This window comes from Flavobacterium sp. SP2, assembly GCF_057626655.1.
Genome location: NZ_JBVHBT010000008.1, coordinates 24,535 through 41,468 on the forward strand (window position 1 = coordinate 24,535; position 16,934 = coordinate 41,468).

Consider the following 16,934-nt stretch of genomic DNA (forward strand, 5'->3'; position numbering starts at 1 on the left):
TAATGTGTAAATAATTTGTTAATCTTTCGGTTAATTATATATTTGCACGTTTCAAAAAATGCGCAATTCAATAAACTAATGCTTTTTCCTTGAAAATCAATAGTTTACTGATATTTTCGCTTTTTTTTAATCCAAACCAAACAAAAATTAATTAATTTTTAGTAATAATGCAGAATAAAGGACTTATTAAATTTTTTGCAATTCTATTTGCACTGGTAAGTATTTACCAACTCTCTTTCACATTTGTTGCCAACAACATAAAAGATGATGCCAAAGCATTTGCAACAAAAAAACTTGGAGAATTAAAATCTAAAGGAATTACTGGTGATAATTTGCCAGAAGTCAACGAATTAGAAGTTAAATACCTAGACTCTCTTAAGAAAGTTGAAGTTTTTAATATGGGTTTTACAAGTTTCAACTATGAAGAAGTTAGTAACAAACAAATCAATAAAGGTCTTGACCTTGAAGGTGGTATTAACGTAACACTTCAAATTTCTGTAAAAGACGTGTTGATTGGACTTTCTAACAAATCAAAGAATCCTGTTTTCAACAAAGCTTTGGCCGATGCTAAAACTATTCAAAAAGGAAATCAATCGTATTTAGATGCTTTTTTTGAGGCATTTGATGCTGCTTCTGCTGGAACTAGTACTAAATTAGCTTCTCCAGATATTTTTGCTAATAGAAATTTTGATGATAAAGAAATCAATTTCAATTCAACTAACGACCAAGTTAAAAAAGTTCTTAGAGCTAAAGTTGACGAGTCGGTAGAAAGTGCTTTTGGAGTATTGAGAAGTCGTATAGATAAATTTGGTGTAACACAGCCAAACATTGCTAAACTTGGACAAACAGGAAGAATTCTTATCGAATTACCAGGTGCTAAAGATGAAAACCGTATCAAAAAATTAGTTTCTGCTAAGGCGGAACTAGAATTTTGGGAAACATATAAAGTAGAAGAGGTTGGAAATTTCTTGTTAGCTGCTAACAATTTATTAAAAACAACTGAGAAAAGCGTTAAAGAAGTTGCTGCTGCAAAGCCTACCGATACATTAAGTAATTTGATTACAGATAAATCTAAAGATTCTGTTGCTGCTAAAGAAGCTGGAGCTGGACCATTATTAGATAAATTTGTAGGTCAAGGTGGTGGACCAATATTAGGAATAGTTGCTGTAAAAGATACGGCAAAAATTAATTCTTATTTGAAAAGACAAGATGTTCGTGCATTGATTACGCCAGACATTCGTTATGCTAAATTCGTATGGGGTAAAGCAACTGAAACTGTTGACGAGAAAACTAAAAAAGCAACAGAAACTGTAGAACTTTATGCATTAAAAAGCAATAAAGATGACGCTGCGCCATTAAGTGGAGGTGTAATTACAGATGCTAGAGATACATTTGATCAAGGTGGTAAACCAGCTGTTTCAATGCAAATGAACAGTCAAGGTGCTAAAGCTTGGGAAGATTTGACAGGTAACGCATACAAAACTAAAGGATATATTGCAATTGCTCTTGATGATGTAGTGTATTCTGCACCAGGAGTAACTAGCGGTCCAATTGCTGGTGGTAGATCTGAAATTTCTGGAAACTTTATCGTTTCTGAAACTAAAGATTTAGCTAACGTTTTAAGAGCTGGTAAATTACCTGCAACTGCTGAAATTGTTCAATCGGAAGTTGTTGGACCATCTTTAGGAGAAAAAGCAATTCACGCGGGTTTAATTTCTTCAATTGTTGGATTTTTACTAGTTTGTTTATGGATGGTTTTCTACTATGGAAAAGCTGGTTGGTATGCTAACATCGCTTTATTAGTAAACTTACTTTTCTTATTCGGAATTTTAGCAAGTTTAGGTGCTGTATTAACATTGCCTGGGATTGCTGGTATCGTGTTAACTCTAGGTACTGCAGTGGATGCGAACATTATTATTTATGAACGAGCAAAAGAAGAATTGCGCGAAGGAAAATCATTAGGCGAAGCAGTAAAAGCTTCTTATGGTTGGCACGGTGCAATGCGTTCTATTATTGATGCTAACGTGACGCACGTTTTAACTGGTGCGATTTTATTTATATTTGGTACTGGACCAATTCAAGGTTTTGCGACTACATTATTAATAGGTATTTTTACTTCATTATTCACGTCAATCTTTATCGCAAGAATTTTTATTGATAAAGATGTGGCTAACAATAAAGAGTTGACTTTCTCTACTCCAGTTACTAAAAATTGGTTTACCAATTTCCATTTTGACTTCTTAGGTGCTAAAAAATGGACTTATGCAATCTCTTCTATAGTTGTAATTGTAAGTTTTATTTCATTTTTCACAAATGGTTTAGACGAAGGTGTTGATTTCGTAGGAGGTAGAACGTTCCAAATTAAATTTGAAAAACCAGTTGAAGCTACTCAAGTTTCAGAAGAATTATCAAATGCATTTGGTACAACTGTTGAAGCGAAAATCTTTGGTGACGATGATCAATTGAAAATTACAACCAAGTACAAAATTGAAGAAGAAGGTGCTGCCGTAGATAAAGAAGTTAACGATAAGTTATATGTAGCTTTAAAAAAATATTTTGCTCCAAGTTTAACTAACGAGCAATTTATTAATTCATATGATGGTAAAAAAATTGGAGTATTGCAATCTACCAAAGTTGGTGCTGCAATCTCTGAAGATATCAAAACCAATTCATATTGGGCGGTTTTAGGTGCAATGGGTGTAATATTTTTATACTTAATGATATCGTTCCGTAAATGGCAGTATTCTCTTGGAGCAATAGCAGCCGTTGCACACGACGTTATTTTCGTATTAGGTATCTATTCTCTTTGCTATAAATTTATGCCATTCCACATGGAAATGGACCAACATTTTATCGCTGCGATACTTACCGTTATTGGATACTCAATGAACGATACAGTAATTGTATTCGATAGAATTAGAGAGTTTGTTGCTGGTCAAAGAAAAGGAACTTTCAAAGACGTTGTAAATGCGTCAATTAATACAACTTTATCAAGAACTATCAATACGTCATTAATGATGATTTTAGTATTACTTACAATGTTCTTGTTTGGAGGAGAATCAATTAGAGGATTTATCTTCGCAATGTTGATTGGTATTATAGTAGGTACTTATTCTTCATTGTTCATTGCAACACCAGTTTTAGTTGATTCGATGAGTAAAAAAGATATTGCAGAAATTGAAAAACGCCACGCTGACGCTGTTTAATTTCTGATTAAAATCTATAAAAAAACCACCTTAGCGATAAGGTGGTTTTTTATTTTTATAACTTTTTTTTTAAATTTTAACGCGAACCGATTCTGGAACTAACATTTCATATTCGCCTCCGTTGCGAATTACATCACGAACTATACTTGATGAAATATAAGAGGTTTTAGCCGCGGTCAATAAAAACACAGTTTCAATTTTAGACAATCTTCTGTTGGTATGGGCTATTGCTTTTTCAAATTCAAAGTCGGCAGGATTTCGCAATCCACGAAGTATAAATTGTGCCTTTTCTTTTTTGCATAAATCTATAGTCAATCCTTCATAAGTAATAACCGAAACATTGGGTTCGTCTGCAAAAGCTTCTTCAATAAAGCGCTTACGTTCTTCTAATGAAAACATGTATTTTTTCTCTGCATTGATACCTATTGCAACTATTATTTCATCAAACAAGGGTAAACTTCTTTTAATGATATCGAAATGACCAAGGGTAATAGGATCAAACGAACCTGGGAATATTGCTTTTCTCATGAATTACTTTTTTAGCGAGATGATTTTTTATAGTTAATACCAAACTAGCGTTTGTTCAAAGCCAATTCAATTGCATTTGTAAATAAGTCTTGTAAAGAAATTCCAGCTTCTTTAGCTTGTTGCGGAATTAAACTCTCCGTTGTTAAACCCGGAATGGTGTTCATTTCTAACATATAAGGTTCATCGTTTACTAAAATAAATTCACTACGAGAAAACCCATCCATTTTTAAAATGGTATAGGCTTTTTTAGCTACAGTTCTAACTTTTTCTGCTAGTTCTTCAGATATTCTTGCAGGTGTAATTTCTTGAGATTTCCCTAAATATTTGGCTTCATAATCAAAGAAATCATTTTCTGAAACAATTTCGGTAATTGGTAAAACAATAATTTCACCTTGATAGTTAATTACTCCAACAGATACTTCTGTGCCGTCAAGAAAGCTTTCAATAATTATTTCATTGTCTTCTTTATAAGCATTTGCAATAGCATACAACAATTCGTCTTGTGTTTTTACTTTAGAAATTCCAAAACTTGAACCCGACTTATTTGGCTTAACAAAACAAGGCAAACCTACTGTGGCTAGTATAGCATCTTGATTTATTTCATCACCTAAATTCAGATAATATGAGGTTGCCGATTTTATGCCGTAGGGTTTCAAAACCGATAACAAATCTCGTTTATTGAATGTTAACGCTGCTTGATAGTAATTACAAGATGTCTGCGGAATATGTAACAATTCAAAATAGGCTTGCATAAGTCCGTCTTCACCTGGAGTGCCATGAATTGCATTGAAAACTGCATCAAAAACAATTTTTTCGCCATTAACGGTTATAGAAAAATCATTTTTGTCAATTGGAAATTCAATATCGTTAGTATCTACATAAACCCATTTTTCTTTTAAAATATGAATACGATAACCTTGGTACTGAGCTGAATCTAAATTATTAAAAACCACATTTCCACTGGTTAAAGAGATTTTATATTCGCTAGAATAACCTCCCATAATTATCGCAATTTTTTTCATCTATTCTTTATTTTAGTTTTGATTAGGATAAAACAAAATTATCATTTTTTTTCAAACCAAATACCTTTAGGAATTTATATCTTTGCGTTAAATATAATTTAGTATGAGTTTTACAAAATATATAACAAGTAGAGTATTTTTCGCTCAAGTGTTAGCAGCAATTGCTATTGTTGCTGTGGTAACTTATTTGTTTTTCCATTGGATCACATTTATAACCAACCACGGTGCCGAGATTACAGTTCCTGATTTAGCTAGATTAACTCCAGAACAAATTGAAGAAAAACTAGATGCTCTAGATTTATCTTACGAGATTATTGATACCGTTGATTATCAATCTGATTTTCCAAAACTAACCATTGTGCAGCAAGAGCCAACAGCAGGTTCTAAAGTAAAAGGCGGAAGAACAATTTATATAAAATTAAATGCTTCGACTTTTACTAAGGTTGCAATACCTGATTTAATTGAAAAAACATACCGTCAAGCTGTACCTACTTTAAAGGCAGCTGGTCTTGAAGAAGGAACCATAACTTACGTTCCTTATTTAGGAAAAGATATGGTTTTAAAAATGATGATGGATGGAAAGGAAGTTAAACCTGGTCAAAAAGTATTAAAAGCATCCAAAATTGATCTAGTTCTTGGTGACGGAAAAGTAGTATTTGACGAAACAGAAATTGATTCGATAATTGAAAGTGAAACGCCTACAGACACAATTCCAAATGAACAATAACGCCGAATCACAAGATCTTGAAGAAGATTTATTTGAACACTTTAAAGTAGAAGTTCCCAAAGGCCAAGCGCTGTTAAGAATCGATAAATTTTTAATGGGATTTATTCAAAATGCAACACGAAACAAAATTCAAAATGCTGCAACCAATGGTGATATTTATGTAAATGATGTACCAGTAAAATCAAATTACAAAGTAAAACCACTTGATGTTGTGCGAATTATGTTATCGCATCCTCCATATGACAATACTGTTTTACCTGAAAACATTCCGTTAAACATTGTATATGAAGACGATGCCCTTTTGGTGATTAATAAACCGCCAAACTTTGTTGTGCATCCAGGTCACGGAAATTATACAGGAACTTTAGTTAATGCTTTAGCTTATCATTTTGAAAATCTTCCAATGAACAGCTCTGAACGTCCTGGATTGGTGCATCGAATTGATAAAGATACTTCTGGACTTTTGGTAGTTGCTAAAACCGAAGCTGCAATGACGCATCTTGCTAAACAGTTTGAAGCCAAAACTTCAGAACGAGAATATATTGCTCTAGTGTGGGGAAATGTTAAGGATGATGAAGGAACGATTGAAGGAAATATTGCACGTCATGTAAAAGACCGAATGCAAATGGCGGTTTTTGCCGATCCTGAAATAGGAAAACCAGCAATTACACACTATAAAGTTCTTGAACGATTGGGTTATGTAACTTTAATTTCTTGTAAGTTAGAAACTGGTAGAACACATCAAATTCGTGTACACTTAAAACACATTGGTCATACATTATTTAATGATGAACGATATGGAGGAAATCTTATTTTGAAAGGTACTACGTTTACTAAGTACAAACAATTTATTGACAATTGTTTTAAAACGCTGCCAAGGCAAGCGCTTCATGCTAAAACACTAGGTTTTGAACATCCAACTACCAAAGAGTTTATGCGATTTGATACCGAAATTCCAGCCGACATTGCAGAATGTATTGAAAAATGGAGAAATTATACTAAATCTCATGATGTTGAAGAAGAAGAATAACAATTAATATTCAAGTCAACACGTCTTAAAAAACACTTAAAAACGGTACAATTACACGATTTTCATTTGCAATATCTGTACTTTTGTACAACTTAAAAAATACCATTCCTTTATCATGGAAAAAAAGATACTTTCGATTTTATTCTCAACACGTTTAATGGCAATATTATTTCTGGTTTATGCAACTGCAATGGGAATCGGAACTTTTATAGAAAGCGAATACAATACAGATACGGCTCGAATACTTATTTACAATTCGTGGTGGTTTGAAGCAATTCACATTTTTTTTCTAATCAATTTTTTCGGAAATATCAAGCGTTATCAGTTGCATAAAAAGGCGAAATGGGCAACCTTGCTTCTGCATCTATCTTTTATTTTTATTTTAATTGGAGCGGGTATCACAAGGTATATCAGTTACGAAGGAATGATGCCTATTAGAGAAGGTGAAAGTTCCAATCAATTTTTTTCTGAAAAAAGTTACCTTACTATTTTTATTGATGGAGAATACAAAGGTCAAATGCGCCGCAAGATTATTGAAAAACCATTACTATTATCGCAAGCAACTTCTAACAATTTTAACATAGCGCAACAATTTGATCAAACTCCATTTGAAATTAACTATAAGAATTTTGTGATGGATGTTAAAGAAACTGTCAAGAAAACAGCCGACGGTAAGTTGTACTTAAAAATGGTTGAATCTAGTGATGGCGAACGACATGAACATTATCTTATAGAAGGTGAAATTCAAAACATTCATAATATTTTAATGGCATTTAATAAACCTACTAAAGGTGCTATAAACATTACTTCGGATGGGAATGTTACCACAATCGATGCTCCATTTGAAGGAAGTTTTATGAGAATGGCAGACAAGTTACAAGGTAAAGTTGTAAAAGATGCGCAACAACCCTTGATGTTTAGATCGTTATATAATCTTGGTGGTGCACAATTTGTATTTCCAGATCAGCCTATAAAAGGTGCTAAAGATTACAAATCAAGTGGCGATTATAAAAATAAAAATGGCGAAGATGCTTTAACCGTAACTGTTCAATCTGAAGGTAATTCAAAAGAAATTACACTTTTAGGATCTAAAGGAAAGCAAGGAGAACCGCAAGTTTTTAAATTAGGAAAATTGGAGTTTACCGTGTTTTTTGGAAGCAAAATTTACAAGTTGCCATTCAGTATAAAGTTGAATGATTTTATTGCTAATAAATATCCTGGAACCGAAAAAAGTTATTCGTCTTACGAAAGTAAAGTAACAATTCAGGAAAAAGGAAAAAATGCAGATGCCGAAATTTATATGAATCATATTTTAGATAAAGAAGGATATCGATTTTTTCAAGCTTCATTTAGTCCTGACGAAAAAGGAACAGTTCTATCTGTGAACCATGATTTTTGGGGAACTTTAATTACGTATATTGGATATTTCATGTTGTTTTTCGCTATGATGGCAATTTTGTTTACTAAAAATACTCGATTTGATGATTTAAAACGAAAATTAGAAGTAATCAAGCAGAAGAAAGCAAAGCTTATCACAATAGTAGTATTCTTTTTATCGTTTAGCGGATTGGCACAAACTCATGATGAGCACGATGGTCACAATCATGGTGAAATTATTCCGCAACACGCCAAGCCAATAGCAAAACCAAAATTTAATTTTCTAGATTCAATTATCAAATATAAAGTTCCGGAACAGCAAGCCGAAAAATTTGGTCGTTTGGTTATTCAAGATGCTGGCGGACGAATGAAACCCATCAACACATTTTCGTCTGAGTTGCTTAGAAAAGTAAGTAAAAGCGATACTTTTAACGGAATGAATTCGGATCAAGTTTTTCTATCTATGAAGCAATTTCCTTTTGCATGGATGGAAGTTCCGCTTGTTTATTTAAAACCGGGTAACGACAGTATTCGAAAAATTATTGGCATCAAGCCAGAAGATAAATATGCACCTTTTAAAAACTTTTTTGACAGCAAAGGAAATTATAAACTTTCTAAATTTCTTGAAGACGCTGCAAGATCGGCAGTAAAAGATAATTTTCAGAAAGATTTTATAGAAGCTGATCGAAAAATTGTATTATTAAATTCTGCTTTGTTTGGCGATATTTTAAAAATTTATCCAATTCCAAATGATAAAAATAATAAATGGCTTTCTAACCTTGAACTAAGTCAGCCAACTAGAAGTGCATTAGATACAATTAAAACCGCTTTTCCAGTTTATTTAGATGCATTAGTGCGTGCTAACAAAAGTAACGATTATACCATGGCCAACACAATGCTGTTGGGAATCGAAAATTTTCAGAAAAAATTCGGAAGTTCGGTAAGACCATCAGATGAAAAGATTAACTCTGAAATACTGTACAATAAGTACGATGTATTCAAGAATTTATTTTGGTTGTACATGACTTTTGGGTGCACAATGTTATTGCTTGCAATTGTAAACATCTTTTTTGAAAGTAAAAAAGTTCATTTTGTGATCAACATTTTTCATGCAATAATTGCTTTATTATTTGGGATTCATACACTTGGATTGATTGCGCGTTGGTACATTTCAGGTCATGCTCCTTGGAGTGATGCTTACGAAAGTATGATTTATGTTGCTTGGGCAACCATGTTTTTTACATTAGCATTTGATAAAAAATCTAAACTTACAGTTGCTTCTGGTACTTTTGTAGCTTCCATGATTTTGATGATTGCGCATTGGAATTGGATGGATCCAGCAATTGCCAACCTACAACCAGTTTTAAATTCTTATTGGTTGATGATTCACGTTGCCGTAATTGTTGCAAGTTATGGTCCATTTGCCTTAGGAATGGTACTCGGAATTGTTGCTTTAATCTTAATAATTTGTTCAAATGATAAGAACAAGGTCAAAATGGATTTGCATATAAAAGAAATTACCTATATCAATGAAATGGCATTGACTATTGGTCTTGTGATGCTTACAATTGGAAATTTCCTCGGCGGACAATGGGCAAACGAATCTTGGGGTAGGTATTGGGGTTGGGATCCAAAAGAAACTTGGGCATTAATTAGTATTATGGTTTATGCTTTTGTAATTCATGCTCGTTTTGTTCCTGCTTTGCGTGGTAAATGGATTTATAATTTAATGAGTATTATGGCTTTTTATTCTATTATGATGACTTATTTTGGAGTGAATTTTTACCTCACCGGATTGCATTCTTATGCTTCTGGTGATAAAGTTGTAACTCCAAACGAGTTTTATTACTCACTAGTTATTCTCACAATTTTGGCAGTTATATCGTTTGTAAAGAACAAAAAAGTATATAAATAAATTAAATATCAAAAGTAAAAAATCCGTTAAAGAAGTTCTCTAACGGATTTTTTTTTTTATAAAATAGTTTACATCTAGCTCATCACATTTTCCAAAACTCCCAATTCCATCATACAACCTTTCATCATTTGATACGTACGTTCAATATCATTGTCCAAACCAATTGAAAAACGAATCAATCCATCGGTCAATCCCATTGCTTTTTGCTCTTCCAAAGGAATTTCGCTAGATGTAGATGTTCCAGGTGCCGAAAACAAGGTTTTATAGAATCCTAAACTCACGGCCAAATATCCCAAATTGCGTTCTTGCATCAATTCCATCAATTCGTTGGCTTTGTCAATCGAACCTACATCAACCGTCATCATTCCGCCAAAACCATATTCGTGATTAATCATGCTAGCATATAAGTCATGACTCGGATGGCTTGCTAAACCTGGATAAACGACTTTCAATCCGTCGTTTTCAAATTTAGTAGCCAAATACATTGCATTGAAACTGTGTTGTTTCATTCTAATGTGCAATGTTCTTAAGTTTTTCATCACCGAAGCACTGCGCAAACTGTCCATGGTTGGTCCAAGTAACATACTCGCACCACTATTAACGTCTTTTAAACTATTGATGAATTCTCTCGATGCACAAGTTACGCCACCAACCGTATCGCTACTTCCATTGATGTATTTCGTCAAACTGTGAATTACAATATCGGCACCTAATTTTGCTGGAGCAACACTCAAAGGCGAAAACGTATTGTCTACAACCAATTTCAAATTATGTTTTTTTGCAATTTTTGCCAAACCAGCAATATCAGCCACTTCCAACAACGGATTACTTACTGTTTCACAATATAAAACTTTCGTTTTATCAGTAATTGCAGCTTCGACAATATCCAATTTTGTTATGTCTACAAACGATGTTTTGATGCCAAATCTTGGTGTGAAATTCTTCAAAAAAGCATACGTACCACCATAAATTGTGCGACTCGAAACGATGTGATCGCCGTGACTGCACAATTGCAAAAGAGTAGGGGTAATGGCTCCCATTCCCGAAGCCGAAACATTCGCAGTTTCTGTTCCTTCCATTGCAGCCAAAGCTTGATCCAAATATAAATTACTTGGCGACGAATGTCTCGAATACAAATAACAGCCTTCGGCATTGCCTTCGAACGTATCAAACATAGTTTTAGCCGAAAGAAACGTATAAGTTGAACTGTCTGAAATAGATGGGTTAACACCACCGAATTCACCAAAATATTGTAAGTCTTGAATTTTATCTGCAGGATTGAAGTTTTTCATAGGTTTATTGTTTAATAAAGTTCAAAGTTGTTCAAATTGGTTTATATTTTCAATACATTTGAATAAAATTAGATTTTAAAATTAGTATTACTATATTTTGTAGATTTTTAATCTAAAATAGATTTAGAATTATCAATTTTTACTAACTATTTTAAACTTTAAAACATATTTAACTTTTAAGCACTTTTATAATGGATTTAATTGATAAAAAACTTCTTCATCTTCTTCAAACGGATACAAAAAAAACGACAAAAGAGTTGTCTTTGAAACTTAATTTATCTGTTACAGCAGTATACGAACGCATCAAAAAATTAGAGCGTGAAGGAATAATAGATAAATATGTAGCACTTTTAAATCGAAATAAAATCAATAAAGGGTTTGTTGTTTTCTGTCATTTGAAATTGTTACAACACACCAAAGAATTCATAAACCAATTTGAGAAAGAAGTAGTCAAACTAAACGAAGTTCTGGAATGTTTTCACGTTAGTGGCGATTACGATTATATTCTAAAAATTTGCGTAAAAGATATGGAAGAATACCGCGAGTTTATGGTTACAAAGCTTACAACTTTACAACACATTGGTAGCACGCACAGTACATTTATGATTGGTGAGGTTAAGAATACTACAGTTTTTACAGTTTAGTTTAATTACGTTTTTTATAATTAATTTGAGGAAATTTGTGAAATTTGTGTTTAAAAAATAATTCCATCATGAAAAAGCTATCAATCCTAATTTTAGCATCAATCCTATCATTATCATGTGCTTGCACAAAGAATATTACAGAAACTCCAACTCAAATCATCAATAGAGTTTGGATGTTAGTAGAATTCAAAGACTTCAAAAAAGAGTATTTTGTTGAGAAAAAAGCATTTTTAGACATGACAAATCCTGAAAGCGCAACCTCTATAATGGGTTGTAATAATTTATCTTTTTCGTATTCCATTAAAGAGGGAAAATTAATTCAATTTTCTCAAGGAACTGCAACAAGAATGTATTGCCAAGACAATATGAAATTGGAAACTGAATTTTTAGCATCAATTATAACGATGAATTCATTTTCTATAAATGCACACAAGTTAATCTTAACTACATCAAATGGTGAAAAGATGGTTTTTGTGGCTCAAGATTGGGATTAAAGTTTTGAAATTGAATTTTGAAATTGAATTTTGAAGTTGAACTTGATTTTTGAAATTGAATTTGATTTTTGACATTGAATTTGATTTTTGACATTGAATTTGATTTTTGATATTATAATTGAAATTGAATTCGTAAATTTGTGCAACTTTTATAAACACACACAAAAAGATATAACATGAGTTCATTTGACGTAGTCATTATAGGTTCAGGTCCAGGCGGATATGTTTCGGCAATTCGTTGTGCACAATTAGGTTTTAAAACCGCAATTATAGAAAAATATTCAACACTTGGTGGAACTTGCCTTAATGTAGGTTGTATTCCGTCAAAAGCACTATTAGCATCATCGCATCATTATGAAGAATTACAACATTTTGCTGATCACGGAATAGAAGTTTCGGGCGAAGTGAAAGTAAATCTTGAGAAAATGATTGCTCGTAAGCAGGCTGTTGTTGATCAAACATCTGGTGGAGTAAAGTTTTTAATGGATAAAAACAAAATCGCGGTTTTTGAAGGATTAGGTTCTTTTGAAGACGCAACTCACGTTAAAATTACAAAAGCCGACGGAACTGCTGAAGTTATCGAAGCTAAAAATATCATTATTGCAACGGGTTCTAAACCATCAAATCTGCCTTTTATCAAAATCGATAAAGAACGAATTATAACATCAACCGAAGCATTAAAATTGCCAGAAGTTCCTAAACATTTAGTAATTATTGGTGGTGGCGTTATCGGAATTGAATTAGGACAAGTGTATTTAAGATTGGGTGCTCAAGTTTCGGTAGTAGAATTTATGGACCGAATTATTCCTGGAATGGATGCTGCTTTGTCGAAAGAATTGACCAAAGTATTGAAAAAACAAGGAATGAAATTCTACACATCTCACAAAGTTCAATCGGTTGAGCGAAAAGGTGATGTAGTAACCGTTCAAGCAGAAAATGCAAAAGGTGAAACTATTACATTAGAAGGAGATTATTCGTTGGTTTCTGTGGGTCGTCGTCCTTATACTGACGGACTTTCGGCTGATAAAGCTGGTGTAAAAATCACCGATAGAGGAATGGTAGAAGTAAACGACCACTTGCAAACTACTGTTTCTAATATTTATGCAATTGGCGATGTAGTTCGTGGAGCAATGTTAGCACACAAAGCCGAAGAAGAAGGTGTACTAGTTGCCGAAATTTTAGCAGGTCAAAAACCACATATCGATTATAATTTGATTCCTGGAGTTGTGTACACATGGCCAGAAGTTGCTGCTGTTGGTAAAACGGAAGAACAATTAAAAGCAGATGGAGTAGCGTACAAAGCAGGAAGTTTTCCATTTAAAGCGTTAGGAAGAGCAAGAGCTGGTGGAGATACTGATGGATTCGTAAAAATCTTAGCTGATGCAAAAACAGATGAAGTTCTTGGTGTGCACATGATTGGTGCAAGATGTGCCGATTTAATTGCAGAAGCCGTTACAGCAATGGAATTTAGAGCATCTGCTGAAGATATTTCTAGAATGTCACATGCACATCCAACATTTGCAGAAGCTATAAAAGAAGCAGCTTTGGCGGCTACAGATAATAGAGCGTTACACGTATAAAATATGTTAAAATATTTAACAAAAAAACTCGTTACTCAACGAGTTTTTTTGTTTTTTGTCGGTTTTGTTGATTTCGTTATTATTTAGTATATATAGTAATGATTCTATTTTTTTTTATATTAAAAAATAAAAGTATCTATTTTTTATTGTTTAATTTATGCAAATATTTTGGTGATTTTTAGTTGTTTTCGGGTGTTTTTAAAGTCTAAATAAAACCAGTCTAGGATCTAGTTCGTATTGTTACTTGTTAACAATATTAATTTTGTCCCAAACTTATTTTATTATGATGACTAAAAAATTACTAGCCTTATTTTTATTATTATTCCAATTTTCATTTGCTCAAGTGGGAATTGGTACAACAACTCCAAGTGCTTCATCAGCATTAGAAATTAAAAGCGCCAATTCGGGATTATTAATTCCAAGAGTTGCATTAAATTCGACTACAGACATTACTACAATTGTAAATCCGGCTACGAGTTTGTTAGTTTACAATACCAATGCAACTAATGATGTTACGCCAGGTTTTTATTATTGGGAAGGTAGTTGGAAAACCTTAAAAGGTACTGCTACGAATAATTCAGGTGGCTGGAATTTGACAGGTAATACAACAACTGCAACCGATTATTTAGGAACTAACAATTACAATTCACTAGTTTTTAAAGTAAATAATAATCAATTCTCAAAATATCATCCAAACGGTGGGATTTCAATTGGAAATTCAGCTAGTGGAAATGATAATAATTCAGTTGCAATTGGAACTTCTGCAAATGCTTCTGCCAGTAATCAAGCAACTGCAATTGGTCCAAATACAACGGCATCGGGATTTCAATCAACGGCTTTAGGATATTTAGCGACAGCTAGCAATAACAGTACTATAGCTATGGGAATATCATCTAATGTTTCTGGTTTTCAATCAATCGGAATTGGTGTAAACGCTACTTCTAATACAAATAATTCGCTAGCTTTAGGAAATAATACGAGAGCATCAGGACAACAAGCTACGGCGTTAGGTTTTAATGCACAAGCTTCAGGACAAAATGCAACAGCTTTGGGAGTGGAATCGAATGCTTCTGCTGCAAATGCAACTGCAGTTGGATATCAGGCATCTGCAAGTCAAGTCAACTCTATCATACTTGGAAATTCTGCTAACAATAATAACAAAATTGGAATTGGTACAAATACACCAGACGAACGTTTGCATGTTGCAGGTTCTGTTAAAATTGTAGATGGTACACAAGGTACTGGTAAAGTGCTGACATCAGATGCAAATGGTCGCGCTACATGGCAAACACCATCAATCGTAAAGTCGTATGCAGATATTTATTTTTCAGGAAATAATGCGCAAACATTAGCACATAATGGAACAGTAATCTTTGGTACTACTGGAGTTGCCGTAAATAATACAGTGACAAATACAACTATTCAAGTTCTTACAGCCGGAAGATATAGAATTTCGTATAAAATTACTTTTTATGAAGGTAACGAAGACAATGCTTTTAGATTTAATTTATTTAGAGGTACTACAGTAATACCTGGAACCTTAACAAGTACTGGTAGACTTAATAATAATAATGCAGCCGATAGAGCATTGTCTATCTCTAATAGTTCAATAGTAGTACTAAACGCCAATGATGTTATATCAGTTAGATGTCAAAGTACAGATAATGAAAACAGTGATAATATAATTTTGTTGCCAAACGGTTGTTCTTTATCTTTAGAACTTATCGATTAATAATTTAATAATTTAGATTCACAACCCATTCTTAGTAATGGGTTTTTCGTTTTATAAATTTATCGTATTTTTGGATTCTTATTACATACAATTGAGAACTTCTAGTACCAAATCAATTCTTAACGTTTCTGAATTTAAAAATCAACTGTTAAATTGGTCCAATCAATTTAGGGAAGTTGTTTTTTTAGATAGTAATTCCAATCAGAATGGAAACCAGAAATACGCCAGTTACGATTGTATAGTAGCGGTCGACGCTTTTACATCTATAAAAACCGATTACAGCAATGCTTTTCAAGATTTGCATCAATATCAAAGTCAAACAAAAGATTGGTTGTTTGGCTATTTATCCTACGATTTAAAGAATAATGTCGAAGATTTAAAGTCCAATAATTTTGATGGATTACAGTTTCCTGATTTGTTTTTCTTTCAACCGAAAAAACTTTTTTTACTGAAAGATAATCAAGTAGAAATTTGTTATTTGAAAATGTGCGATGACGAGATTGATTTTGATTATGAAGAAATTACACAAGGTTCGATTACCGATATTGAACATTCTGGTGCTACAATTGAACAGCGAATTTCAAAACAAGATTATATTTATAAAGTATCAAAAATTCTACAACACATTCATCAAGGCGATATTTATGAAGCCAACTTTTGTATGGAATTTTATACCGAAAACGCCAAAATAAATCCATTAGAAGTTTATAAAAAACTTAATAAAATCTCAGAACCTCCATTTGCAGTATATTTCAAGAACGATTTCCATTTTTTAATGTGTGCTTCACCCGAACGCTATTTAAAAAAAGAAAATTTAAAAATAATTTCGCAACCTATAAAAGGAACTTCAAAACGATTTACCAACGAAATTGAAGATAATTTATCTAAATCCAATTTAGAAAATGATCCTAAAGAACGTTCAGAAAACATCATGATTGTTGATTTGGTTCGAAATGATTTATCTCGTACTGCAACCAAAAATTCGGTACAGGTCGAAGAGTTATGCGCTATTTATTCGTTCAAGCAAGTGCATCAAATGATCTCAACAATAGTATCTGAAGTCGAAAATACTACAGCTGCAGTGGCAATTTTACAAACTACCTTTCCTATGGGAAGCATGACTGGCGCACCCAAAATTGCAGCTATGCAAATTATGGAAACAATGGAAGAAACCAAACGTGGATTATACAGTGGCGCAGTAGGCTATTTTACGCCAAATGGTGATTTCGATTTTAATGTTGTCATCCGAAGTATTTTGTATAATTCTAAAAATAAGTATCTTTCTTTTTCAGTTGGTAGTGCTATAACGTCATTATCGACTCCTGAAAATGAATACGAAGAGTGTTTATTGAAAGCTAAAGCGATGTTTGAAGTTTTGAGTTAAATA

General features: G+C 32.9%; 12 protein-coding genes. 9 read left to right on the top strand and 3 right to left on the bottom strand.

What is annotated here, in order from left to right:
* Positions 1-167 precede the first annotated feature (167 nt).
* Positions 168-3,206 carry a protein translocase subunit SecDF gene (secDF, locus tag ACZ098_RS14635; protein ID WP_487312511.1) on the top strand — a complete coding sequence of 1,013 codons (3,039 nt, stop codon included), beginning with the start codon at positions 168-170 and terminating at the stop codon, positions 3,204-3,206.
* A 69-nt stretch (positions 3,207-3,275) separates the two neighbouring features.
* Here secDF and coaD read toward each other — a convergent pair whose 3' ends face one another.
* Entirely contained in the window at positions 3,276-3,734 is a 459-nt protein-coding gene (coaD, locus tag ACZ098_RS14640) for a pantetheine-phosphate adenylyltransferase (RefSeq protein WP_487312512.1), read from the bottom strand.
* A gap of 44 nt (positions 3,735-3,778) precedes the next feature.
* The gene (locus ACZ098_RS14645) at positions 3,779-4,756 is read right to left on the bottom strand and encodes a D-alanine--D-alanine ligase (protein ID WP_487312513.1); all 978 of its coding nucleotides are present in this window, start codon (positions 4,754-4,756) and stop codon (positions 3,779-3,781) included.
* A gap of 103 nt (positions 4,757-4,859) precedes the next feature.
* Between ACZ098_RS14645 and ACZ098_RS14650 the strand changes: the two genes are divergently transcribed.
* From ACZ098_RS14650 to ACZ098_RS14660, 3 genes are all read left to right on the top strand, one after another.
* On the top strand, positions 4,860-5,483 hold the full coding sequence (locus ACZ098_RS14650) for a PASTA domain-containing protein (protein WP_487312514.1): 624 nt from the start codon (positions 4,860-4,862) through the stop codon (positions 5,481-5,483).
* Positions 5,473-6,513 (top strand): RluA family pseudouridine synthase, encoded by a 1,041-nt coding sequence (locus ACZ098_RS14655; RefSeq protein ID WP_487312515.1) that lies wholly within the window; start codon positions 5,473-5,475, stop codon positions 6,511-6,513. Before ACZ098_RS14650 ends, ACZ098_RS14655 begins: the two co-directional genes overlap by 11 nt.
* A 115-nt stretch (positions 6,514-6,628) precedes the next feature.
* Positions 6,629-9,805, top strand: a complete 3,177-nt coding sequence (locus ACZ098_RS14660; RefSeq protein ID WP_487312516.1) for a cytochrome c biogenesis protein — start codon at positions 6,629-6,631, stop codon at positions 9,803-9,805.
* Positions 9,806-9,879: 74 nt separating this feature from the next.
* Here the strand turns inward: ACZ098_RS14660 and ACZ098_RS14665 are convergent, their stop codons facing one another.
* Positions 9,880-11,097: an aminotransferase class I/II-fold pyridoxal phosphate-dependent enzyme gene (locus ACZ098_RS14665; RefSeq protein WP_487312517.1), complete on the bottom strand. Its 1,218-nt coding sequence runs from the start codon at positions 11,095-11,097 to the stop codon at positions 9,880-9,882.
* A 191-nt stretch (positions 11,098-11,288) separates the two neighbouring features.
* On the opposite strand from ACZ098_RS14665, the gene ACZ098_RS14670 reads away from it, so the two are divergent.
* The 5 genes from ACZ098_RS14670 (at position 11,289) to ACZ098_RS14690 (ending at position 16,931) form a co-directional block, all read left to right on the top strand.
* Complete coding sequence (locus ACZ098_RS14670; protein ID WP_487312518.1) at positions 11,289-11,741, top strand: Lrp/AsnC family transcriptional regulator; 453 nt, start codon at positions 11,289-11,291, stop codon at positions 11,739-11,741.
* A 68-nt stretch (positions 11,742-11,809) separates the two neighbouring features.
* Positions 11,810-12,235 carry an META domain-containing protein gene (locus ACZ098_RS14675; protein ID WP_487312519.1) on the top strand — a complete coding sequence of 142 codons (426 nt, stop codon included), beginning with the start codon at positions 11,810-11,812 and terminating at the stop codon, positions 12,233-12,235.
* Between the two features lie 176 nt (positions 12,236-12,411).
* Positions 12,412-13,815, top strand: a complete 1,404-nt coding sequence (gene lpdA / locus ACZ098_RS14680; RefSeq protein ID WP_487312520.1) for a dihydrolipoyl dehydrogenase — start codon at positions 12,412-12,414, stop codon at positions 13,813-13,815.
* Between the two features lie 283 nt (positions 13,816-14,098).
* Positions 14,099-15,547, top strand: a complete 1,449-nt coding sequence (locus ACZ098_RS14685) for a hypothetical protein (RefSeq protein ID WP_487312521.1) — start codon at positions 14,099-14,101, stop codon at positions 15,545-15,547.
* 91 nt (positions 15,548-15,638) lie between these two features.
* Positions 15,639-16,931, top strand: coding sequence for an anthranilate synthase component I family protein (locus ACZ098_RS14690; RefSeq protein ID WP_487312608.1), 1,293 nt, complete (start codon positions 15,639-15,641; stop codon positions 16,929-16,931).
* Positions 16,932-16,934 lie beyond the last annotated feature (3 nt).

Bases quoted from the DNA above. Each gene is read 5' to 3' on its own strand.
- secDF (WP_487312511.1), top strand. From the start codon at position 168: ATGCAGAATAAAGGACTTATTAAATTTTTTGCAATTCTATTTGCACTG.
- ACZ098_RS14650 (WP_487312514.1), top strand. From the start codon at position 4,860: ATGAGTTTTACAAAATATATAACAAGTAGAGTATTTTTCGCTCAAGTG.
- ACZ098_RS14670 (WP_487312518.1), top strand. From the start codon at position 11,289: ATGGATTTAATTGATAAAAAACTTCTTCATCTTCTTCAAACGGATACA.
- lpdA (WP_487312520.1), top strand. From the start codon at position 12,412: ATGAGTTCATTTGACGTAGTCATTATAGGTTCAGGTCCAGGCGGATAT.
- ACZ098_RS14660 (WP_487312516.1), top strand. From the start codon at position 6,629: ATGGAAAAAAAGATACTTTCGATTTTATTCTCAACACGTTTAATGGCA.
- ACZ098_RS14675 (WP_487312519.1), top strand. From the start codon at position 11,810: ATGAAAAAGCTATCAATCCTAATTTTAGCATCAATCCTATCATTATCA.
- ACZ098_RS14655 (WP_487312515.1), top strand. From the start codon at position 5,473: ATGAACAATAACGCCGAATCACAAGATCTTGAAGAAGATTTATTTGAA.
- coaD (WP_487312512.1), bottom strand. From the start codon at position 3,734: ATGAGAAAAGCAATATTCCCAGGTTCGTTTGATCCTATTACCCTTGGT.
- ACZ098_RS14685 (WP_487312521.1), top strand. From the start codon at position 14,099: ATGATGACTAAAAAATTACTAGCCTTATTTTTATTATTATTCCAATTT.
- ACZ098_RS14645 (WP_487312513.1), bottom strand. From the start codon at position 4,756: ATGAAAAAAATTGCGATAATTATGGGAGGTTATTCTAGCGAATATAAA.
- ACZ098_RS14665 (WP_487312517.1), bottom strand. From the start codon at position 11,097: ATGAAAAACTTCAATCCTGCAGATAAAATTCAAGACTTACAATATTTT.